Below are 21,919 nucleotides of genomic sequence, written 5' to 3'. Positions count from 1 at the left end.
GTTCTCCTTTTCGTGAGAGAGTGGTCACTCGCCGCCGGCGTCGGCGCCGGAGGCATCCTCCTGTCCCTGCGTTCCGATCCACGCGAGCGCGGCGGCGAGAACGGGATCGGGCGTCCAAAGCAGCGACTCGCGCGTGAGGGCGATTTCCTCGTCGGGGACGACGCCACTGCCCTCGAGATGCTTTCCGTCCGCCGAGACGTAGTCGGCGTAGGCGTACTGGAAGCTGTCTCCGTTTGGCAGCCGCTCGAAGAGCGAGGGGATCGCCGCGCCGGCCGTCCGCGAGCCGAATACGCGCGCCCGCCCGAGGGCCTGGAGCCCGCCGGCCATGAACTCGGCGGCCGACACCGACAGCTCGTCGACCAGCACCGCGACCGGCCCCTCGTAGGGATGTGCCCGCGGCGGGATGACGAGCTTGAGCTCGGTGTCCCTGAGGTGCATCGTGCCGATGTACGCGCCGCGCTCAGCGACGAGCCATCCGCACATCCACACCACCATATCGGCCATCCCGCCCGTGTTGCCGCGCAGGTCGATGACGAGGCCCGGCGCGTCCATGAACCCGGCCATCGCCTCGTTGTACGCCTTCATGATCCGCGGCGGGTCGAGGAAGTTGCAGAAGGTGACGTAGCCCGCGTCGCCGTCGATCCGACGCGACTCGATCCAGACCCGCATCGCCGGCATGTTGCCGAGGGTGAAGGGCTCTCCGCGCCGCGGCACGAGCGGCAGGGACATCTCCCGCGACAGCCCCTCGCCGTCGATGAAGCTAACGACGACCGTATCGCCGATGCCGCCCTGGAGGCGATTGCCGAGAACCGACGCGGTGATCGTACGCAGCCGCTGCCCCTCGTACTCTTCCGCGAGGGCGTCGAGGAGATCCCCGACGGATCTGCCACGGATCGACTCCACGAGCCATCCCGGCCGCACGCCAGCCGCCTCCGCCGGCGATCCAGCGCGAACCGCGGTGACGACGGCCGTCGAGTCGATGGCGCGCAGGGTGAGCCCCGCCTCGGCGTCGGGATTGACGTCGCCCCCCTCGCGCTCGATGCGCGCGTAGAGCTCGCCGGGGACGATCCCGTAATGGGAGAGGCCGAGCCGGCCGAGCAGCGCCCGCATGTGCGATCGCGCCTCGCGGCGCGACGCGCACCCCTCGACGAGCGGGCGAAGGTCGGCCCGCGCCGCGTCCCAGTCGACGCCGCCCATCCCGGGATCCCAGTGGACGTCGCGGACCTTCTCCCACACGAAGTCGAAGGAGGCGACATCGAGAGCCCGGTCCTCGTCGGTGTAGACGGAGGGCGCCGGCCTCGAGGCGCACCCGGCGACGACCGCGACGGCCGCAAGGGCGGCGACGGCCATGCAAAGCGTCCGTTTCATCCTTCTCATTCTCCCTTCTCCAGCCGTTCGATAGCCGTCCGCGTCTCCCCGCGCTCCGGGTTGAGCGAGAGCGACTTCCGGTAGCACTCGACGGCGCGTTTCCCGTCACCGGCCTCCTCGAGGGCTTCGGCGAGGCTGTCCCAGACGTTCCACGACCCGGGATGCTCCTCCGCGTTGAGCTCGAAGACGGCGACCGCCTCGCCGGTCTTTCCGTCGCGAAGCAGCGTGTAGCCCAGCACGTTCAGCGATCTCTCCGAGAAATGGTACTCTTCCGCGGCCGTCTCGCGAAGCTCGCGGTACCGGGCGATCCCCGCCTCGATCCCGCTCTCGCCGATCGCCGCCTCGAGGGCGGCTGCCGCCGACCGTCCCCGCGGCAAAATGAAATCGTGCGAGATCACGAGATCGGTAGCGCCGCCGTCGTCGCCCGTTTCGAACCACGCGACGGTCGACGGATCGTTCCTGAACGGGCGCCGCCCCGCGCCGTCGGCCTCGCCGAGGGGAACCGCTCCCTGTCCCGGCACGTCGAGGGCCATGCCGCCGTCCTTCTCGACGATCCCGACGAGACCACCCACCCCCGGCACGGCGTAGGTGCCCGTGTAGGAGGCGAAGGGGCTCCCCGCGGCGATCGCCGCCGAATCGGCGGCGGCCCGCCCGAGCGTGGTCACCTCGTAGAGGTGCATCGCCGTCACGCGTCCGTCCTCGCCCCTGTCGAAGGAGAAGGAGACGTGCGGAGCGAGGGCGATGCTCCGGCGGCCATCCGGGCCCGGATCGTTCAATTCGACCGTCATCTGCCCGGGGATGTCGACGGCGAGTTGGTCGTTCCGCTCGAGGACCTCGAACTCCGCGTTGCGGAATGCGCCGAAGTTCGCCGTGTAGATGCCCACGAGGGGCGCGAAGGCCGCGTCGGTCTCGGCCGCCTCGGCGGCGAAGCGCGCCCGGAGCTCGCCGACCGCCGCGACGGCCCGATCGACGCACGCGGCGCTGTAGTCGCCGAGCACGGCCGCGGCCTTCTCCCCGCTCCCGCGGGCGCGGAGCCGCCCGGCCTTCGAGAGGACGGCGGCGAGCCCGTCGGCGAAGGACGCCTCGAGCGCGTCGAACCGCTCCCGCACGACGGGCAGACGCCCGTTCCGGTCGGCCGCGACGAGGTCGGCGAGGTCGCGGACGAGCCACCAGTACGAATTCCCGGCGAATCGATCGATCGCCGCCCGCTCGGGCGGCGTCACGGCGACGCCGGCCGTTCCGGCCCGGCCCACGATCTCAGGCAGCCGGTCGGCGTGCGCGAAGAAGGGGATGTAGACGGAGGTCGACGGCACCGAGGCGCACCACCAGAAGACGGGGATCGTTCCGCGCCCCGCCGGGAGCGATGCGACGCAGGAGGAGGCCGTCACGTCGAGATCGATCGAGGGATTCGTCGAGCGGTCGCGGGCGATCCGCATCATCCATCCCTCGTCGACCGAGCCGGCGCGCTCGCCGAGCAGTCCCGCCGAGCACTCCTCGCGCGTTCGCGCGTGCCGTGTCCGCCGCCGCGACTCGATCGAATCGTCCGCGTAGGCCCCCGCGAAATCCACGGGGCCGGCGTCCTCGTCCCACCATCCCATCGCGGCGGCGCGTCCGGCGAGATCGTCCGCGGCGAGATCGTAGTCGTCGCCGATCGTGTAGGCGTTCGAGATCGAGGCGGTCCCCCGCTCCACGCGGCGCGCCGCCCACCGGCGCCCCGCCGTCTCGAGGATCCACGCCTCGCCGGGATCGGCGATGATGAAGGAGTTCTCGTAGGCGCCCTGCGCCAGCGTCAACCCCGGGATCCCCGAGCCGAACTGCCCGTGGGCCTCGAGGACCGCGACGATCGCCTCCAGGGCCTCCCGCGCCGTTCGCCCCCGCTCGAGGCCGATGCGGACGAGGTCCATCCCCGTCGGTCCCGGCTCGGGGCCCTCGTCGCGGACGGCCGCCGCGAGCGCCAGGACGAGTTCCTTCGAGAAGACACCCTCGTTGCCGATCGCCACGCCATGCTCGTTCATCCCCTCCTCGTAGCCCCAGCACCAGTAGGGGTGCGAGCCGACCGTGGCCCAGGTCCTCGGCGCCTGCGGGATCCGGACGCGCCCGAGGTCGATCTCCGAGCCCGCCGGCCACTCGCTCCGCGGATGGAGCGCGAGCGGCGCGCAGCCCGCGGCCGTCCGGTCGCTGTTCTTGGCGAGGATCGTCATGCCGGAGGCCGTCGCGTCCGGCATGGCCACCCACGTGTCGCACGCCCAGAGGTCGGCGACACCGATCATCATGAGAACGAACCCCACGTAGAATCCCAAGGCCACAATCACTGCTTTTCGCATCGTTCCGCCTCCCCGTTCCAGGTCAGTTCGTTATCTCCGATACCGCCGGAACCCGTCCGGTATTCGGCCTAGAATCGAACACGTCGCCTGAAGGCGGCGACGGCGGCGCGGTAGAGCGCCACGTAGAGGACGAGGCCGACCGCGACGATCAGCGACATCCGCCACGCCGTTCCCGCGCCTCCATAGACCGTGAATTCCGCGTTCCTGATTTTCGCCCGCATCAGCATGTAGGCCGCGAGGACCAGCACGATCATCCCCGACGGCAGGATGAGCATGATCGTGCGCACCTTCTCGTTGAGGTTGCTCAGGTAGAGGACCGTGTAGGACGCGCCGACACACAGGAGTCCGGCCACCGCGGCGAAGGCCACGGCGATCCGTGCCGCGTCGACGAAGCCGCGCATCGTCGTGAAGCGGGGCAGCATGGCCGTCACGACCGCCGTCGCGACGACGGCGACGACGAGGGGCGCGGCGAATTTCGCCCGCACGATCTTCCGCGCCCCGAGGGGCAGCGTGAAGAGGAACCGGTACCCGTCGCTCTTCCCCTCGAGCTTCTCGGCGATCGTCGTGCCGAAGAGCACGGCGGCCGTCATTATGCAGCCCGTGAACACGATCCCGCCGGGATCGAGGCCGTCGAGGTGGAGCATGTAGAGGGGCACGAGCGCGTAGGCGATGCCGAGCGCGTAGGCCCACCAGTCCTTCGCAATCATCCACTTCACGGCGTCCCCTTCACGAAGGAGATGAGGATGTCGTCGAGATCGACGTTCTCGATCTTGACGTCGCCGCGGGCCAGGGGCCCGGCGAGGCGTTCTTTCAGGGCGGGGAAATCCCGCGAGATCCCCGACGAGCCGAATGCGCGATCCTCGACGTTGTGCAGCGCCCGCACGACGTCATCGTCCAGGGCGCCCGCCTTGAAGTGGATCCGTTTCCAGCGCGCCGTCAACTCGTCCTTCTCCTCGCTGAGGATGATTTTCCCGCCGACGAGGTAGGTGATGTAGTCGGCCGTCCGTTCGATGTCGTCGGTGATGTGCGAGGAGATGAGGACGCTGCGGTGGTCGTCGGCGATCACGCCCCGGAGCAGTTCGAGCAGGTCCCGCCTGACGACCGGGTCGAGTCCCGCCGTCGGCTCGTCGAGCACGAGGAGCTCGGGGTCGTGCGAGAGGGCGATGGCGAGCGAGAGCTTCACCCGCATCCCCTTCGAGAGGTCGCGCGCCTTCTTCCTGCGGTGCAGTTCGAAGCGGCCGAGGAGCTCGGTGAAGCGGTTCTCGTTCCAGCGCTCGAAGTAGTGGGCGACGAATCGGCCGTGCCAGTCGACGCTCCTGTTCTCGTAGAAGTACTGCGTCTCGCCGACGTAGCCGATGCGGTTCTTGATCTCCTTCTCGTGCTCGTCGTGGCCGAGACCGAAGGCCTCCACCGAACCGGCGTCGGCGCGGATGATGTTCATGACGAGTTTGACGAGAGTCGTCTTCCCCGCCCCGTTCGGGCCGATGAGCCCCATGATGCATCCGGCCGGCATCGCGAGCGTGATGGGCCCGAGCGTGAAGTCGCGGTACCGCTTCTCGAGCGCGTGCAGCGCGAGGATCTGTTCCATCTCCGTCACTCCTTGTGTTCGCGCAGGATCCCGATGACATCGTCGGGGGTGATCCCGAATTTCTCGCCCGTCTTCACGATCCGCCCGATCTCGCCGCGGATCTCCTCGAGCTTCTCCGCCCTGAGCCCCTCGCGGCTGACCTCGGCCACGAATGAGCCGAGCCCGGCGCGGGTCACGATGACCCCCTCCCCCTCGAGGTCGGCGTAGGCGCGCTTGATCGTGATGGCGCTGATCCTGAGCGCCCTGGCCATCTCCCGTATCGACGGCAGGCGTTCGCCCGCCGCGAGGGTGCCGTCCGCGACGGCGTCCTTGACCTGGTCGGTGACCTGCTTGTACAGCGGGTCGGGATTCAGCGGCGAAATGACGATAAACAACTGTTCACTCCTTGCTGTGCATATCGTGTATACACAGTATATGACATAAACACAGTTGTGTCAAGCGGGGAGGTCGCAATTTTTAACGAACGGGAGACGATTCTCTGTAACGCTCAGTATCGCATTATATTACGCGCGATGACGCCCGCGGCGAGCGTGGACCGCCGACTCATGCCCGGACGGCGACATCGGCATTCGTATTTTCCCGTTGACGCCCCCCGGCACCGGTCGCAGTATGATCTCAACCTGCCGAAAGGCGAAGGAGGGGCGCATCATGAGAAAAAGGATCGTGGCCCTGGCATCGGTTCTCCTGCTGGCGGCGGCGTTCGTCGTCACGACCGGGGACGATGCCTGCGCGCAGAAGAAGAAGGGAAGGGGCGAGGCGGGATCCAGGAAGAAGGATACCGAGGAACGGGCGCGGAAGGATGCGGCCGGCCGTGAAGCCGCGGTCGATTCGGCGCAGGGAGCCCGGCGTATCGGGGACGCCGGCGAGCAGGAGAAGCAACAGCGGCGACTCCGGGAACACGCCGGCGATCCGGCCGATGCCCGGGGGGCGAAGAAACGGTACCGTCCGCGGGGGCTCTCCGACGAGCAGATGAGGAAATGGACGGACGGCGCTCCCCCCGGATGGTCCAGGGGCCGGAAAACCGGCTGGGACGGCGCGGGATCTCCCCCGGGGCAGCGCGCGGGCGGCGATGACGCGAAGGTGATGAGGCGCTACCCCGAGCGGGCCGCGGAATGGAACGATCGCGAGAAGAAGGAATGGGACGGCCGTCTCGAGAACGCCCGGGAACGTATCCGCGAGAAGGCGCAGGAGGACGACCGGGCCGCCGGAGAGGACGTGGAGAGCGCCGTCATCTCGATCGAGGAGGCGGCGCAGGCGGGCGTGCCCATCGAGCAGGCCGAATCCGCCGTCGGAACGGCGATCGATGCGGGGATGGACGGACACGGGATCGAGCAGATGACCCGGGCGATGGCCTACGGCGCCGAGCAGGAGGTCGACGCCGGCGAGCTCGGTTCGTTCGTCGAGTCGCGGATCAGGGAAGGCGAACGCGGCGACGACCTCGCCACGTCGATCTACGAGGAGGTCGATCGGCGGCATGCCATGCGGCAGGAGCAGGGCGAGGAGAAGAAGCCCTCCTGGTGGCGGCGGGTCTTCAAACGAAACTAGCGTTCGTTCACGAAATGCGCATGGAAACGCCCGCCGGGGGATATCCCCTGGCGGGCGTTTCGTGTCCATCCTGCGGCGCCGCTGCCGGCGCCGGACCATCTATCAGTCGAACGCCTGGTCGGTCTTCCAGACCTCCCACACCTTGCCGACGAGGCCGGGCCCCGGCTTGAGCGTCTCCTTGCCGGGCTTCCACCCCGAGGGTGTCGCCTCCTTGCCCTTGCTCTCGCGCACGAGCTGGAAGGCCTGCACCTGCCGGAGGGTCTCCCCGACGTTCCGGCCGACCGGGGGCGTGAGCACCTCGTACCCCTGGACGATGCCGTCGGGGTCGATGATGAAACGGCCCCGCGTCTCGACGCCGGCATCCTCGTCGTAGATGCCGTAGACCGCGCCGACCTTGCCGCCGCCGTCGGAGAGCATCGGGAATGGGATCCCGCCCTTCACCATCTTCGACAGCTCGTTCTCGTCCCACATCTTGTGGACGAAGACGCTGTCGACGCTGACGGAGAGGACCTGGACACCGAGTGTGGCGAATTCATCGTTCTTTTCCGCGACCGCGGAGACTTCCGTCGCTCAGACGAATGTGAAGTCGCCCGGGTAGAAGCAGAGCACCACCCACTGACCCAGGTAGTCCGAGAGCTTGACGTTGACGAACGTGCCCTTGTGGTACGCGGGGGCGGTGAAATCGGGGGCCTTCCGGCCGACCTTGATCATACCCATATGCGCATCCTTCTTTCCGGCCGCTTCGGTCGGCCGTTCCTCGATCGGTTCGATCGTCTCGCCGACGGGGCCTCCCGTCGGGCGCGCGCATCCCGCCTTGAACTCCTCTGCCATGTTCACCTCCTTCCATGTGACGCCTCGATTGTAACGATTTCAGACTGCAGGTCAACCGCCTACTTCCATTTTCCCGCCGGCTCGATGCTCACCGCCTGCCCCCCACCGGGAGCGAAGCGCATCGTGAGGACCGTGCCGGCGTCGACGGCGCGCTCCTCGATCGTGTAGCCGAGAGGGTTGGTGTCCCAGTCCGCCTCGGAGGCGTCGGCGTAGATACGCGCCGTGTACGCCGTCCCCTCCTCCAGGAAATCCAGCGGCACGAGGAAGACGCGCGCCCGCTCGTCGGTGAGCCCGCCGACAAACCACGACCGCCCCGCGCGGCGGGCCGTGATGACGAAGTCGCCGATCTCGGCGTCGAGAACGCGCGTCTCGTCCCAGGTGACGGGCACCTCCTCGATGAACCTGAAGGCGGGGTGCCCCTCGTAGTTCTCAGGGAGGTCGGCCGCCATCTGGAGCGGGCTGAAGACGACCACGTACAGGGCGAGCTGCTTTGCCAGGGTCGAGCGCACGCGGAAGCGCCCCTGGTAGCGCTCGTCGAGGGCGAAGATCCCCGGCGTGTAGTCCATCGGGCCGCCGAGCAGCCGGGTGAAGGGAAGGATCGCCGTGTGCTCGGGGGGATTGCCGTCCGACCACGCGTCGTACTCCATCCCGCGCGCCCCCTCGCGGGTCATCATGTTCGGCCAGGTCCGCGAGACGCCGGTCGGCTTGATCGGCTCGTGGGCGTCGATGACGATGCGCCGCTCGGCGGCCTTCTCGACGACCGAGCGGTAGTGGCGCACCATCCACTGCCCGTGGTGGTGCTGCCCGCGCGGGAAGATCCCGCCGGCGTAGCCGGTCTTGACCGCCGGCACGCCGAGGCGCGCGTAGAGATCGAGGGCCTCGTCGATCTGCCGCTCGTAGCCGGGGACGTCCCCGCCGGTCTCGTGGTGACCGATGAGAACGACCCCCTTCTCGCGGCCGTAACGGACGACGGCCTCGAGGTCGAAGTCGGGGTAGCTCTCGGTGAAGGAGTAGGCTCCCTCCTGCCCCCAGCCTTCCCAGCCGGTGTTCCACCCCTCGATGAGGAGCCCCGGTATCCCGTGCCTCGACGCGAAATCGATGTAGCGCTTCGCGTTCGCCGTGGTAGCGCCGTGGCGCGGCCCGGCGGTCCACGTCTCCTGCTTGATGTGCATGCTCCACCAGATGCCGACGTACTTCATCGGGCGGATCCAGGAGGTATCCTCGATCCGGCAGGGCTCGTTGAGGCTGAGGATGAGCGTGCTCTCGGCGAGGCCGCCGGCGCGGTCGGCGAGGAGGATCGTCCGCCAGGGAGTGACGAGCGGCGTGTCCCCGCGCACCCGCACGCCGTCGGGCCAGGGGACGAGATCGGCCTCGAAGCGGCCCGGCGGGCCCGGCACGGCGCGCAGGGTCATCCCTGCGTAGTCGGTGAGGGCCGCCTCGTGAACGGCGAGGTGCGTCCCCGAGGGAGTACGCATCGTCACGGGTGTGTTGCAGGCCACGATCGCCCCGAGCCCGGTCGTCGCGTAGAGCCGCTCGTAGGAGTCCCAGTCGGCCGGGATCCACCAGGCCCTGTTGTCCGAGGCGAAATCGAAGCGGGTGAGCTCGTCGGCGATCTCGATCGATTCGAGTCCCGGCTGGCGCGGGATCCGGTAGCGGAAGGCCGCCCCGTCGTCGTACGCTCGGAAGACGATCTCGAGCCGCCGCCCCGTCTCTGCCGTCTCGCGCAGCACGACGGCGAGCTCGGACGCGCGATCGCGGATCTCGGAGAACTGCCCCCAGACGGGGCGCCATGTCTCGTCGATCGCGCGTCGCGCCGACGACTCGAGGGAAAAGGGCCCCGCGAAATCCGGCGCGCCGCGCAGGCGGAATCCCATCGCCGACGGGCGGATGATCTCCTCTCCACGGAACGAGACGGCGTATCGGGGCAGCCCCTCCTCCAGCGTGAAGACGACGGCGACCGATCCATCCGGCGAGCGCAGCTCGAGCGGCGCGGCGGCGGCCGGATCGCCTCCGGCGCGGGGAGCGGGCGCCGCGGGCACGCAGGCGACGGCGGCTGCGGCAGCCGCGCAGTCGAGCGTGGACGGCGCGGCGAGAGCCGCGAGAACGGCGACCACGGCCGCCAGGGCGTCACGTCTCATGTTGTCCCTCCGGGATCGTGTACGTCGCGGCGACGGCGACAAGGCCGGCGACGGCGAAGGTCATGAACCGGGCGGTGATCACTGCCTCCATCCCCGTCGCGATCCAGAAAACGGTGAAGAGGAGCCCCGCGAGGATCGTGGCGAGGGCCGCCCGGCCGTGGTATCGCTTCCAGAAGAGCGTGCAGAGGATCACGACGGAGAAGGTGCCGCCGATCCCCGCCCAGACGAACCCGACGATCGTGTAGATCAGCTTCGACGGCGAGAGGTACGCGAGAACGAGAGCGACGGCGGCGAGGAGCGCCGTCACGAGCCGCGAGTGCCGGAGACCGTCTCCCGCGTCGCGGCCGCGGCGGCGGAGCGCCGGCTTGACGATGTTCTCGCTGAGTTCCGAGGCCGAGAGGATGAGGAGCGAGTCGGCCGTCGAGATCATCGCGGCGATGGCGCCGGTGATGAGGACGGCGGCCACGGCCGGCGGGAAGATCCGGAGCATGACGGCGGGCATCACGTACTCGGCGTCCTCGAGCCCCTCCGGGCCGAAGAGGGCGATGCCGATCCAGCCGATCGAGAGGGCGCCGATGTAGGCGAGCACCGTCCAGGCGATCCCGATGTTCCGCCCCCGCCGCGCCTCGCCGGGATCGCGGATCGCCATGAAACGCATCGAGAGCTGCGGCTGGCCGCCGAGATAGCCGAAAAACCACGAGACGCCCCCCATGATCGCCGCCCCCGCGGCGAAGCCCGATGCGGCGCCCGTCCACGAGCCGTGCCCCGCCCCCGCCGCGACGATCGCCTCGGGGATCGACCGGGCGAAGACGTCCGGGGCCTTCGCGATGACGGCAAGACCCACGAGGGGACCGACGACGAGCGCGGCGATCATCACGATCGCCTGGACGACGTCGGTGTAGACGACGCTCCGGAATCCCCCGTAGACGGTATAGGGAACGATGATGACGGCCGTCACGAGCATCCCGAGACGGGGGTCGAGCCCGAAGATCGAATGCAGCGTCTTCCCGCCGCCGAGGAACTGCGCCCCCACGTAGAAGAAAAAGAAGAAGACGATCGTGAGCGAGCCCCACACGCGGATCGCCTCGCCCGCGTCCCCGTGGCGCCGGGCGATGTACCCGGTGAAGGTCGTCACCTCGTAGCGCTCCGCCTCGTCGCGCAGGCGCCATGCGATCGCCGCCCACGCGACGACGATCCCGGCGACACAGCCGACGGCCGTCCAGACGCTCGCAAGCCCGGTGGCGTAGGCGAAGCCGGGCAGGCCGAGGAGCGCCCAGGAGGACTCTCCCGTCGCCCGTTCGGAGAGCGCCGCCGCCCAGCCGGGCAGGCAGCGGCCGGCGATCGAGTAGTCGCAGGCGTCCTGCACCTTGCGGCCCTGGTAGAGCCCCCACGCGACGAGCAGCGCGAGGTAGAGGATCATGACGACGAGTATCTGCGCGGTGTGTTCTTCCATCGCTCCTCCCGTGTCTTCAGGGCGCCCGGCGCAGTACGTTGCACCCGAATGCGCCGCCGGAGCGGGCCGGTTCGAACCGCTCGACGAGCGCGCCGTCGATGCAACCGGCATGATCCGGCCTACACCGGAACCATCCTCGCATCTGTGCGGATATGCATGTGCGCGGGGCGTATCGTCCGCCGGACGCGCGACGCGCCGACGATCATACCCGTCCCGGCCGGGGAAGGCAATGTTCGATCAGGCTCCTGACCGAGTACTGCGGTTGTCACTCTCCGCCGACACGCCACTCGGCGATCTTGCCGTTGCGGACGACGGCGCGCCACGACGCGGGGATCTCCCACGGCGTCGACTGCGGAACGCCCTCGCGTCCGGCGCCCTTCGCGCGGCCCCGGATGTCGAAACGGTCGGCGGTGCCCTCGATCTCGTCGATCTCGATGCTGTAGGCGGAGACCATGTGGAAGTACTTGTCCCACGCCTCCTTCATCGAACGCTTGCCGCGGATCGTCTTGCCGAGCGCGTCTACGAAGAGGTGGTCGTCGGTCAGGAGTTCGGAGAGATCGTCCACGCGTCGCTCGTTGAACAGCCGAACGAAATCGCGGACGATGCTCTCCGTGCGATCGTTCGCCATGCTGACCTCGATGGCGCGCGCCTCGCGGACGAGACGGCGGGGCCGACGCGGGCACGCGCGGCTGAGGAAAACGATACGAGAGGATTCTAGCACAGTTTCCGCGAAAAGGAAACCCCCCGGGGCCGCCGCCGGGGGAATCCGCACGGGAAAGGCCGCCGCGCGCCGGCCGTGCCGCCCCGGAAGCGGCGGCCCCGCGCCCCCGTCATTTCCTCAGCGCCGCCTTCGTGAGCAGGTAGTCGGGCACCTCGGTCTCGAAATCGATATCGTCGATGATGAACTCCGTGCCGTCCCCGCGGGCGAGGGCGTCCTTGAAGACCATCCGCCGCGGATACCACCGGCCGTCCGTCCGGAAGACCTCGGTGATCCGCGTCGTCTTGAGGAGCTTGCCGCTGCGGGCGAACCGCTCCTCTCGGAGGGCGAGCCAGCGCTCCTCGTCCACCCAGATCTTCCGCGAGTGGTATGCGACGTCGGGAACCTTCGCCGTCATCTCGACGACCCAGCAGGCCCGCCCCTCGATCTCCTCCTCGCCGACGACCGCGGCGTCGTACTTCTCGACGAGCTCGGTGTTCTCCGTGACGTCCTCGTAGGAGAGGTCCGAGCCCATCACCGACTGCCGGAGCAGGTGCCCGGAGATGGCGATGATCCGGTCCTCGGGCTCGGGGGCGTAGTTCCACAGCTTGTCGCCGAGCCGGAGCATCTTCTTGCCCCGCTCGCGCGCAGGCGAGAGGTACTCGACGAAGGAGTTGTCCTTGCCCTTGCGCCACGAGCGGGAGGTGATCGTGCGGGTGCCGCTCCGCGCGTGGACGATCATCGTCGAGCGCGTCACGGCGTGGTCGACGTACATGTTCTCGTCGATCCGGGCGAGCACCTCCTCGCCGGTGGGCCTGTCGGCGGCAGCCGCCGGGTTGCACGCGAGAAGGAGAAGGACGGCGGCGGTCAGCGCGTGTCTCATGTCTCGAGCTCCTTGAACAGTTGCGCGGTCTGTCTCCTGAAAACGCCTATCCCCGACACGGCCGTGCCGACGAGCGTGGCGCCGAGGCCCGGCAGGAAACCGATGAACCAGCCGAGACACGTCACCTGCGCCCGGACGACGCTCGCCATGAGCACCGATGAGGATTCCATCATGCCGGACATGTCGATCCCCACCTCCTGCAGGTACCAGGAGGCGCCGAGACCGATCGCCGTGCCGAGCATCGCGCCGACGAGTCCGATCAAGGCGGCCTCGACGAGCTGCGTGGCGAAGACGTGCCCCTTCGACTCGCCGATCGCGAGCCGCACGCCGAACTCCCCGTAGCGGCGGATCCCCGACATCAGCCCGGCGTTCCAGAGGACGATCGACATGACGACGAAGAAGATCGCGAGGATGATCGTGATCCGGTACTCGGCGAGGTCGAGCAGGGCCCCGAGCCCGTTCTGGTCCCGCAGGGTGATCATGACCGGCGTGCGGTCCGCGGCCGGATCGCTCCCGGGCTTCCGCGCCGCCGCGTTGAAGGCCGCGGCGACCGCCTCCGCCCGCTTGGCATCGAAGACGGTGTTGGGAAAGAATCCCAGGATCTCCCCCGCCATCCCGGACATGTCGAGGGCGTACTGCGCGTCCCCGATATCGACGATCATCGAGTTGCGGTCGAGGGCGGCGACGCCGAACCGCACCGTGCCGGCGACGAGGAAGTTGTGTATCGCCATCGCCCCGGTCGAGGTGGCCCCGACGAGCGTGGCGGTCTCGCCGATTTCCACCTCGAGCTGCCTGGCGAGATCGTCGGAGACGAGGATCTCCCCCGGGCGCTCCGGCAGACGGCCGCGCACGAGGGATGCCCCGAGGTTGAGCCGCCCGGGCTCGCGTGTGTTCGCGCCGAGAAGATCCGCCGCGATCCCGAAGACGGGTCCCTGGCTGCGCGTCTCGCCCAGCGAGTCTGGAACGTCGAGGAGACCGCCGAACTTGATCCGTGCCGTCCATTCGAGATCGGGGTACTCGCGCCGCAGCGAGGCGATAAGGCTGTCGGCGCCGTCGATGGCGAGATCGTTGGGCAGCTGCGAGACCAGTTCCCGGTAGCCGCGGGTGACGACCTTGACGTGCCCCGTGTCGAGCTGGGCGTACGAGCGCACCGCCTCGTCCATGAACCCGTGCATGAGGCAGGTCATCACCACGGTGAGGGCCGCCCCGATCGTCACGACGACGATCGGGAAGAGGCTGCGGTGCCGGTCGCGCAGGAGCCCCTTGAGCAGGAACCTCGTCATGACGCCTTCCCCCTCAGCGCATCGGTCGGTCTCATCCGCGAGATCTTCGACGCGGGCAGATAGGAGACGATCGTGACCGTCACGAGGACGATCAGGGTCGTCGCCACGACGAGCCGCAGCCCGTAATAGGGATAGAGGGCGGGCGGGATCGCGATCCCCCAGTCGCCGGCCATCTCGGGCATCGGAAGCCCCCGGACCCGGCTGAGCCACAAAAGCGGCACCCCGTAGACCGCGCCGAGAAGGAGGGCGAGCACGCCGTGCATCGCCCCCTCGAGGGTGAAGAGGCCGACGACGGTGGCCCGCCTCATGCCGAGCGCGACGAGCGTGCCGATCTCCCTGCGGCGGCGCCAGATCGCGAGCACCTGCGTGTCGAAGACGGCGAGAAGCCCCATGAAGAGCAGGAGCCCGTAGACGATGTTGGCGCTGTTCGACTTCATCCGGATCAGCTCCTCGATGTCGGCGAGGAGATCGTCGAGATCGTGGAAAGCCCACCCCCCGCCGGCCTCCGGCGGATCGGCGACGCCCGTGCCGATGACGGCGACGCTCGCCTCGCCGGGAGCGCGGAACATTTCGCGCATCCGCTCGAGGGGCAGCCAGATCTGCCCCACGTCCACCGACGGCGAAGCGGCCTGCATGATCTGGACGATCCGGATGTCGTCCGCGTCGAAGGTGCCCCCCGCGTCGCGCCAGCGGACGGTGACGTAATCGCCCACTCCGAGCCGCGTCTGCCGGGCCATCTGCTCGCCGATCATCGCGGGGATCGCACCGCCGCCGTCGGCGGCGAGGAACCGCGACGGGATATCGATGATGCGCTGCCCCGGATCGATCCCGCGGAGCACGACGCCGCGGATCCGCCCCTCGGGAAAGATCGCGCCGGTGGCGACGAGCATCGGCGTCGCCTCGCCGCGGTCGACGAGCGCGGCGACGGCGGGCGGAAGCGGCCCGTGAGCGTCCTCGAAGGTGAGGGGATCGTACGGGTCGTAGGCCTCGTGCCAGTACATCCCCCCGCCGATCTCGAAGTCGATCCGGGCGTCCTTGGCGTAGCGCGCCATCCCCTCCAGCACTCCCTGCACCCAGATGATGAGGACGAAGACGAGCGAGAGGACGATCGCGTTGAGCCAGGTCCTCAGCCCCACTCCCAGGATGTTCCGCGTGGCCAGCCTCGGGATCAGCATGGCGTCCTTTCCGTCACGTCGACGGCGTCGTCTCGACGTCCTCGACGACGCGCCCGTCGTTCAACGTGATCCTGCGCCGCAGGTAGCGGATGACCTTCTCGTCGTGCGTGGCGAAGACGAAGGTCGATTGGAGCTCCTCGTTCAGCTTCACCATCATCCGGAGGATGTTGTAGGAGTTCTCGGCGTCGAGGTTGGCCGTCGGCTCGTCGGCGAGAACGAGTTCCGGCTCCTTCACCATCGCCCTGGCGACGGCCACCCGCTGGCTCTCGCCTCCGGAGAGCTGCGCCGGGCGCGATTTCGCCCGTTCGGCCAGCCCGACCCATTCGAGGGCCTGCATCACGAGGCGGCCCCGCTTGCCGCCCGGCATACCGAGCAACAGCAGCGGCAGCTCGACGTTCTCGAAGACGTTGTAGGCGGGCAACAGGTTGTATGTCTGGAAGATGAAGCCGATGTGCTCGTTGCGCAGCCGCGCCGACCCCGCGTGGTCGAGGGCGGAGGTGTCGAGGCCGAGAACGGTCGCCGTGCCGGTGGTGGGGTAGTCGAGCGCGCCGACGATGTTGAGAAGCGTCGTCTTCCCCGAGCCGCTCGGTCCGACGAGTCCGAGGAACTCCCCGCGCGCCACGTCGATCGTGACGTCGGAGAGGGCGTCGAAGCGCCCCCTCCCCACCGGGTAGGACTTGCCCAGGCCTTCCGTCCTGATCAGCGCGCCGTTTTCCATGCTCGGTCCCTTTCGTCGAATCGACGGTTCATCGCCCGTCCCGTCAGTGGTTGTATATCAGGACGACCTGGCCTCCCGTACCGGACACCGGCGTCTCCCGGGCGAGAAGCGCAGCGCCGGCGTCGGATTCCCGGTAGTCGAAGAATATCACGTCCAGTTCGATGCGGTCCCACGCCCTGCGCCATGCGAAATGGGAGGAGAACCGCTCCGTCTCCCACGAAAAATAGCCGATGAAGGTGAACGCGTCGAGTATCCCCGCTTGGTAGGAGAGCATGCAGGCCGAATAGTCCGCGTCGATGTCGCTTTCGCCGATCTCCTCGGCGATCGAGACGGCCATGTGCTCGGCGAGCACGAAGAGGCCGTTGCCGACGGGAACGGTGTAATCGATCCCGACCGTTCCCGACTGCCGCCAGCGGAAGGGGAGCGGATCGCTGTCGTACCTGCCGAGGACCGCCTCGAACCACACCCCCGCCTCGACGTCCCAGCGCCCGTCGAGGGCGAGGCGGTGCTCGCGGAACTCGCCGAGCATCATCCCCGAGCCGTCGATGACGCGCGTGTGGACGCTCGCCGCGAGCTCCCCGCTCCCGGCTGGCACCTGCAACCGCCCGCCGAACTCCGGCTCGGTTTTCTTTGAGGGGAAGAGCTCGAGCCCCTTCGTCTCGTCGTTCCCGTAGAGCCCCCAGAGCCAGAGGCCGACGTTGGCGTCGGAGGTGTACCGGAAGCGCGCCCCGTAGACGCCGTCGGTGAGGGCGAGCGGGTCGCGCGGATCGACGCGGTCGAACCACATCAGCGAGCGGAGGAGCCTGGCCGGGCCGAAGTTCACCTTCTGCAGGCCGACGCGCGTCTCGGTACGGCTGGTCGCGTAGCGCAGCTTCAGCCGGTAGAGTTCGGCGTCGAATTCGTCGTCCGGAGCGGGGTCTCCGTCCATCGCGCCGAGATTGGCCAGCGCTTCGAGATCGAGGAGCCGCCCGCCCGACTCGATCGACACGGAAAGCGAGGGGATGTAGCGCAGCCCGCCGTTCCACGACCGGTCGCCCCCATCCCGCGCGTCGAGATACCAGACGGAGAGCTGGCCCCGCAGGCCGAGCGCGAGGACGCCGTCGCCCCGGGCTCTTTCCCACCGGGGCGCCGCCGCGGCCGGAGCGGCGACGAAGGCCGCGGCGAGGATCGCCGCAGGAAGGACCGCCGCGCGGCCAGCACGAACGTGCGAACGGCGAGGATTGCATCGCATTTCGTAACCACTCCCGCGAGTCATCCGTTCAGCCGCCAGAGGGCGGCGTTCAACGCGGTGGCGAAGGCCACCCAGGCAAGGTAGGGGATCATCAGGGCTCCAGCCCACGCGGAGACGCGAAAGAAGAGAATGGTGGTGGCGACGATGGCCGCGAGGAGGAGCAGTATGTCGACGAGCCCGGCGAGGGGACTCCGCAACCCGAAGAAGAGGAACGACCAGGCCCAGTTGAGGGCGAGCTGCGCACAGAAGAGGACGAGTGCGGCCCGCGCCGCAGGCGCGTCTGGCAATCGCCGCCAGACGAGCCATGCGGCGAATCCCATCATCAGGTAGAGGGTCGTCCAGACCGGCGCGAAGACCCAGGCGGGCGGATTGAAGGAGGGTTTCGCCAGCGCCGGGTACCACTCGCGCGTCCCGGCGCTCGTGGCGATGCCGGCCGTGATCCCCACGATCTGCGGCGCGAGGAGACAGATGACGAGACGGATCGAGTTCGTCACGGCGCACCTCCTTCCGCTCGCCGCATCGGCGGCGAGAACCCCGTTGCCTGGAGCGCGATCGTGACGACGATCGCCGCCAGGAGCAGCAGCATGACGGCGAGGGCGAGCCGGCGCGCGCTCGCGCCTGCGTTCCCCGCGCCGAGGACGGCGCCGGCCGCGGCGAGTTCCGTCGCCTCGGCCAGGCCCCACCCGAGGAGCAGCCCGGCGCCGAGTCGGAGGATCGAGTAGAGGGCGAGCGCCTGGACCGCCCCGAGCCCCGCGCCGACGGCGAGACCGAACCGCGCACCGGCACGCGAACCGAAGACGGCGGCACGCCTCATCAGCCAGAAGAGCAGCCCGGTCAGGAGAAGAAAGGCGAGATATCCGAGGGGGATCCGCCGGAAGGCCGTCTCCGCGTCGAGAAGCGCGGGTTGGCCGCCTGCGTAGATCCGGGCGAGGAGCCCCGCGTGGAAAAGGACGTCCACGGCGAGGAAGGCCACCCAGGCGAGCAGTACGAGCCCGACTGTTCTGCCGGCCGATACGTCCGGGAGGACGCCTATCGCCGCCGCCGGCGCACCGTGTCGTTCCATCGATTCCTCCCTGTCGAATCAGCGCCCCGCGCGGGACGCTCCATGGTCGGGGGATTCGTAGCGCAGGTGCCATGCGGGCACTCGCCACCCGATCCCCGCGCCTGTCAGGGCCCCGAGGGCGGAGCCTGACGCCGTCCAGAAGGCCATGATCCCGATCGTCTCCCCCGTCGTGTTCCCGCAGTCCCCCGTGTCGCAGATCTCATCCATGAACCACTCGAAGACGATGCCGAAGGCGATGCCGGCGATGCAGCCGGCGATCGCTCCCGTCCTCGCGCCCTTGCGGAGCGCGTTGCCGCGCACCCAGATGGCGTCGATCCCCTCGAGCGGAACGATGCGTTCCTCTCCGGCGGAGAAGAGGTAGAGCGAATCGAACCGGCTGCCGACGAGGCGTCCCTCGAGGAGCGGCCCGCCCACGGTCTCGATGCGCAGGGAGTCCGCCAGGCGGAACCCGCCGAACGCGGCGAGGCGCATGTCGAATACGACCCGCTCCCCCGCCGCCACCGGCATGGAAAGGGCAAGGCCCGCGGTGCAGGCGAGCAGGAGATGTATCGTCCGGTGTCGCGTCACCGATGCTTCCCTCCTATTACGTCCCCGTGACGCCCAGACCGCTGGATACGGCCGCGACGAGAACGAAGAAGAGCACGGCGGCGGCCGCGCCGGGATACGATCCGAGCTGGAATCCGCCGTAGAGATCGATCTCGCTCTCCCCGTCCCTGACGCGTACCTGCTCCAGCCCGAGGGTCGCGCCGAACCAGTCGTCGTAGCCCACGAGGAGACGCGCCGTCGCCGCGGGCCCGTCGATGGCGTAATCGTCGTCCCACGACTTGACGGCGAGCGAGAGCCCCGGCGCGACGTCCGCCGACCAGCCGCCGCCGAGGCGCACGCGCAGCCGGGCGGCGATGCCGAGGGCCGTCTCCTCCTTCATCGTCGCGTAGACGGCGCCGCCGAGGGCGAATTGCTCGCCGAGATTCCACATCGGCCCGACCTCCAGGATGACCTGGTAGTCGAAGGGCTCGCCGGCGCGCGCGTCCTGGACCCGGTCCAGCCGCCACTGGATCCCGTACTCGGTGACGATGAATACGTCGCAGTCCGGCCGCGCGCCGCCGCGCCAGCAGACGCCCGCTCCCGCGACGGGAACGGCGGCAGCCGCGGCGAACGCGATCGCGACGGCCGTCGAGACGGCAATCTGCCCGGCCGTCGTTCTCACCCGCCACCCGCTTTCATCGTCGCCGCGAAGTCGCGGACGGCCGCCTCGTCGAAGCGCGAGACGCTCTTCTCGATCTTCGCGATTTTGCGGACGATCCCCCGCTGCAGGAAGTTCATCTTCGAGAAATCGAACTCGCCGCCGAAGAGGCCCGCCGCGGAGGCATGCCGCCGCAGGCCCTCCGGGTAGGCCGCCTCGAACTGGCTTCGCGCCTCCTCCCCCTCCTGCATGTGGCAGACGAAGAGGCCGAGACGCACGCCGAGGAGCGCCTCGCGGTGCCGCTCGCAGTACTTCCGGATGCCCTTCTGCACCTTCCCCGCGTGGATCGAGCTTCCGACGACGACGGCGTCGTAGCCGTCGGGATCGACCGCCTTCCCTCGTTTGAGATCGGCGATCACCGTCTCCGCGCCGAGCTCGCCGGCGAGCAGGCGAGCGGCCTTCTCCGCGCAACCGTGCGCGGTCATGTAGACGATCAGCGTTCGCATGCGTCCTCCCGTCGCCCGGCGGCGAGGCGCCGGGCGCTCGTCATTCCTCTTCCTCCTTCGCGCCGAGCGGCTGTTCGATGAGCAGCCCGGCCTGCACCTGGATGCCCGAGGAGAAGGGATAGATGCTGTCCCTTCCATTCACGATTCCCAGGTAGCGGAGATCGCACTGCAGCCCGAACATGTCGCTCAGCTTGAAAACGACCGAGGCGCCCGGCATCCAGACCCACCGGAAGGGCTCGGGATCGCAGCCGAGCTCCGAGCATGGCTCATCGATGCCCTCGACCGGCTTGTCGGACCACTTCGTGATGCCGACGCCCAGCCCCAGCCAGAAGGAGTGTCCCGCCGACGACCGCCCGATCCGGCGCTGGTAGTTCACCGCGACGGTCTTGAGCGTGTACTTCCAGTCCTCGAGGTTCCAGAACACGATCTGTCCCTGGTTCGTCGGCTTGACGGTGGCCGAGTGGTAGAAGAACTCCATCGACCACCGCCCCCGGTCATCGCCGGTGAGCACCGAACTGAACGCGAACTGCCCCCCGTAGACACCGCCGTAGGACACGTCGTACTCGACACCCATCCCGTCCCACCAGTATTCTTCCGGATTCTGGTTATCGTGGTGCCCGAGGTAAAGGAGCACGCCCTGGGCGTTCGCGCGCCCCGGCGCGAGCCCGGCGGCGGCGCACGCGAGGCAGCAGACAACGATCGCAATCCTGCGCATCACATACCTCCCGGTCACTGCCCGGCGGACCGCCCGGACGATCTCATTCCGGCTCGACCACGACGGCCGTCCCGTAGCAGATCACCTCGGTGACGCCGTCGGTGACCTCCTCGGCGTCGTAGCGGATGCCGACGACCGCGTTGGCCCCCACTTCGGTCGCATGCTCGAACATCAGGTCGAAGGCGCGGTCGCGCGTCTTCTCGCAGAGCTCCTGGAAGAGCGTGATGTCGCCGCCGAAGATCGTCTGCAGATCGGCGCCGATCCGGCCGAAGATCGAGCGCGATCGCACGGCGAGGCCCCGCACCACGCCGAGATGCTTCGTCACGCGATAGCCGTGTATCTCGAACGACGTCGAGGTCATCGGGTGCTTCATGAGCGCTCCGAATTTCGCCTCGTGCCGTTCGCCGGGCGACATCTTCCCGTAGCACTCGAGGCACGTCCCCTCGAACCGGAAATAGTAGTCCGACGGGTATTCCTTTCCGCAGATCCCGCACTTCATCACGTGTCGTCCTTTCGCCGGGGTCCGGTTTCGGAGCGCCGGTCTCTCCGCGCCCGCCGCCCGTACTACCCGTCCCCGCGGCCCGGTATTCGGATCAGGGGGCCACCGGATCGCCGACGAGGCGGTAGCGGCCGTTCACGTAGGCCACGAGGGGTATCCGCTCGAAGGAGATCCTGCCGTCCGTAACGTGCCCGGCATCCGCGCGCTTGGCCGAGACGCGTCCGATGAACATGTCGTGCGCGCCGAGGGGCACGACCTTGAGCACTCGGCATTCGATGTTGACCGGGCACTCGGCGACGATCGGCGCCTTCACGGTCTCCCCGTCGAGCGGCGTCAGCCCGGCGAGGGCGAACTTGTCCTTCTCGCGGCCGGACACGGTCCCGCACGTGACGACGGCGTCGAGAAGATCCGGCGTGGGGATGTTCACCGTGAAGCATCCGCTCTCGCGGATCATCCGGTGGGAGTGGCGCTCGGGGCGGATCGAGACGTTGATCGTCTCGGGGTCGGAGCAGCCCACGCCGCACCAGGCGATGGTGATGACGTTTCGTCCGAGCGTCTGGTGGCCGCACCCGACGAGGACGACGGGAACCGGCGCGAGGATGAAGGAACCGGTGAACGCGGTCTTATCGTTCATGCGTCCCTTTCTCCGGGGGGCGATCGACGAGAGGCGCGGCGCCTGACCGATGCCCGCCCGGCGTGACGGTGGTGCGTGAGAATGG

The 21,919-nt window shown here is 68.8% G+C and carries 24 protein-coding genes; 1 reads left to right on the top strand and 23 read right to left on the bottom strand.

The genetic code is table 11. The features are described from left to right. Positions 1-24 precede the first annotated feature (24 nt). From JW876_11020 to JW876_11000, 5 genes are all read right to left on the bottom strand, one after another. Positions 25-1,368: a hypothetical protein gene (locus tag JW876_11020; protein MBN1886038.1), complete on the bottom strand. Its 1,344-nt coding sequence runs from the start codon at positions 1,366-1,368 to the stop codon at positions 25-27. A gap of 5 nt (positions 1,369-1,373) precedes the next feature. Beyond that, a complete protein-coding gene (locus JW876_11015; protein MBN1886037.1) occupies positions 1,374-3,638 on the bottom strand; it encodes a C69 family dipeptidase in 2,265 nt (754 codons plus the stop codon). A 122-nt stretch (positions 3,639-3,760) separates the two neighbouring features. Continuing rightward, the gene (locus JW876_11010) at positions 3,761-4,408 is read right to left on the bottom strand and encodes an ABC-2 transporter permease (GenBank protein MBN1886036.1); all 648 of its coding nucleotides are present in this window, start codon (positions 4,406-4,408) and stop codon (positions 3,761-3,763) included. Next, positions 4,405-5,280 carry an ABC transporter ATP-binding protein gene (locus JW876_11005; GenBank protein MBN1886035.1) on the bottom strand — a complete coding sequence of 292 codons (876 nt, stop codon included), beginning with the start codon at positions 5,278-5,280 and terminating at the stop codon, positions 4,405-4,407. Before JW876_11005 ends, JW876_11010 begins: the two co-directional genes overlap by 4 nt. A gap of 5 nt (positions 5,281-5,285) precedes the next feature. Beyond that, positions 5,286-5,654: a GntR family transcriptional regulator gene (locus JW876_11000; protein MBN1886034.1), complete on the bottom strand. Its 369-nt coding sequence runs from the start codon at positions 5,652-5,654 to the stop codon at positions 5,286-5,288. Positions 5,655-5,928: 274 nt separating this feature from the next. Between JW876_11000 and JW876_10995 the strand changes: the two genes are divergently transcribed. Continuing rightward, on the top strand, positions 5,929-6,825 hold the full coding sequence (locus JW876_10995) for a hypothetical protein (GenBank protein ID MBN1886033.1): 897 nt from the start codon (positions 5,929-5,931) through the stop codon (positions 6,823-6,825). A 102-nt stretch (positions 6,826-6,927) separates the two neighbouring features. On the opposite strand, the gene JW876_10990 is transcribed toward JW876_10995, so the two are convergent. The 18 genes from JW876_10990 to JW876_10905 form a co-directional block, all read right to left on the bottom strand. Continuing rightward, on the bottom strand, positions 6,928-7,296 hold the full coding sequence (locus tag JW876_10990) for a redoxin domain-containing protein (GenBank protein ID MBN1886032.1): 369 nt from the start codon (positions 7,294-7,296) through the stop codon (positions 6,928-6,930). 99 nt (positions 7,297-7,395) lie between these two features. Beyond that, a complete protein-coding gene (locus tag JW876_10985) occupies positions 7,396-7,656 on the bottom strand; it encodes a redoxin domain-containing protein (protein ID MBN1886031.1) in 261 nt (86 codons plus the stop codon). Between the two features lie 59 nt (positions 7,657-7,715). Then, positions 7,716-9,794 carry a glycoside hydrolase family 97 protein gene (locus JW876_10980; protein ID MBN1886030.1) on the bottom strand — a complete coding sequence of 693 codons (2,079 nt, stop codon included), beginning with the start codon at positions 9,792-9,794 and terminating at the stop codon, positions 7,716-7,718. Further along, entirely contained in the window at positions 9,784-11,247 is a 1,464-nt protein-coding gene (locus JW876_10975) for a sodium/proline symporter (protein MBN1886029.1), read from the bottom strand. The genes JW876_10980 and JW876_10975 overlap by 11 nt, the downstream gene beginning before the upstream one ends. 265 nt (positions 11,248-11,512) lie before the next feature. Further along, on the bottom strand, positions 11,513-11,875 hold the full coding sequence (locus JW876_10970) for a nuclear transport factor 2 family protein (GenBank protein MBN1886028.1): 363 nt from the start codon (positions 11,873-11,875) through the stop codon (positions 11,513-11,515). A gap of 202 nt (positions 11,876-12,077) precedes the next feature. After that, on the bottom strand, positions 12,078-12,827 hold the full coding sequence (locus tag JW876_10965) for an outer membrane lipoprotein-sorting protein (protein ID MBN1886027.1): 750 nt from the start codon (positions 12,825-12,827) through the stop codon (positions 12,078-12,080). Next, the gene (locus JW876_10960) at positions 12,824-14,110 is read right to left on the bottom strand and encodes an ABC transporter permease (protein ID MBN1886026.1); all 1,287 of its coding nucleotides are present in this window, start codon (positions 14,108-14,110) and stop codon (positions 12,824-12,826) included. The genes JW876_10965 and JW876_10960 overlap by 4 nt, the downstream gene beginning before the upstream one ends. After that, positions 14,107-15,285 carry an ABC transporter permease gene (locus JW876_10955; protein ID MBN1886025.1) on the bottom strand — a complete coding sequence of 393 codons (1,179 nt, stop codon included), beginning with the start codon at positions 15,283-15,285 and terminating at the stop codon, positions 14,107-14,109. The genes JW876_10960 and JW876_10955 overlap by 4 nt, the downstream gene beginning before the upstream one ends. Before the next feature lie 13 nt (positions 15,286-15,298). Beyond that, positions 15,299-16,003, bottom strand: a complete 705-nt coding sequence (locus tag JW876_10950) for an ABC transporter ATP-binding protein (GenBank protein MBN1886024.1) — start codon at positions 16,001-16,003, stop codon at positions 15,299-15,301. 43 nt (positions 16,004-16,046) lie between these two features. Continuing rightward, entirely contained in the window at positions 16,047-17,234 is a 1,188-nt protein-coding gene (locus JW876_10945; protein ID MBN1886023.1) for a hypothetical protein, read from the bottom strand. Positions 17,235-17,254: 20 nt separating this feature from the next. Next, entirely contained in the window at positions 17,255-17,728 is a 474-nt protein-coding gene (locus JW876_10940; protein ID MBN1886022.1) for a tryptophan-rich sensory protein, read from the bottom strand. Then, entirely contained in the window at positions 17,725-18,297 is a 573-nt protein-coding gene (locus tag JW876_10935; protein ID MBN1886021.1) for a hypothetical protein, read from the bottom strand. The genes JW876_10940 and JW876_10935 overlap by 4 nt, the downstream gene beginning before the upstream one ends. A gap of 18 nt (positions 18,298-18,315) precedes the next feature. Continuing rightward, complete coding sequence (locus JW876_10930; GenBank protein MBN1886020.1) at positions 18,316-18,864, bottom strand: hypothetical protein; 549 nt, start codon at positions 18,862-18,864, stop codon at positions 18,316-18,318. A 16-nt stretch (positions 18,865-18,880) separates the two neighbouring features. Next, entirely contained in the window at positions 18,881-19,504 is a 624-nt protein-coding gene (locus JW876_10925; protein ID MBN1886019.1) for a hypothetical protein, read from the bottom strand. Beyond that, entirely contained in the window at positions 19,501-19,986 is a 486-nt protein-coding gene (locus JW876_10920) for a flavodoxin domain-containing protein (GenBank protein MBN1886018.1), read from the bottom strand. Before JW876_10920 ends, JW876_10925 begins: the two co-directional genes overlap by 4 nt. Positions 19,987-20,026: 40 nt before the next feature. After that, positions 20,027-20,701 (bottom strand): hypothetical protein, encoded by a 675-nt coding sequence (locus JW876_10915; protein MBN1886017.1) that lies wholly within the window; start codon positions 20,699-20,701, stop codon positions 20,027-20,029. Positions 20,702-20,744: 43 nt separating this feature from the next. After that, positions 20,745-21,074 (bottom strand): YbjQ family protein, encoded by a 330-nt coding sequence (locus JW876_10910; protein ID MBN1886016.1) that lies wholly within the window; start codon positions 21,072-21,074, stop codon positions 20,745-20,747. A gap of 220 nt (positions 21,075-21,294) precedes the next feature. Further along, positions 21,295-21,834, bottom strand: a complete 540-nt coding sequence (locus JW876_10905; GenBank protein MBN1886015.1) for a flavin reductase family protein — start codon at positions 21,832-21,834, stop codon at positions 21,295-21,297. Positions 21,835-21,919: the final 85 nt, after the last annotated feature.

Source organism: Candidatus Krumholzibacteriota bacterium (assembly GCA_016931295.1).
In the GTDB taxonomy this organism is placed as follows: Bacteria; Krumholzibacteriota; Krumholzibacteriia; order Krumholzibacteriales; family Krumholzibacteriaceae; genus JAFGEZ01.
Note: the sequence above shows the minus strand (reverse complement) of the source record. Positions and strands in the feature narration are given on the sequence as shown.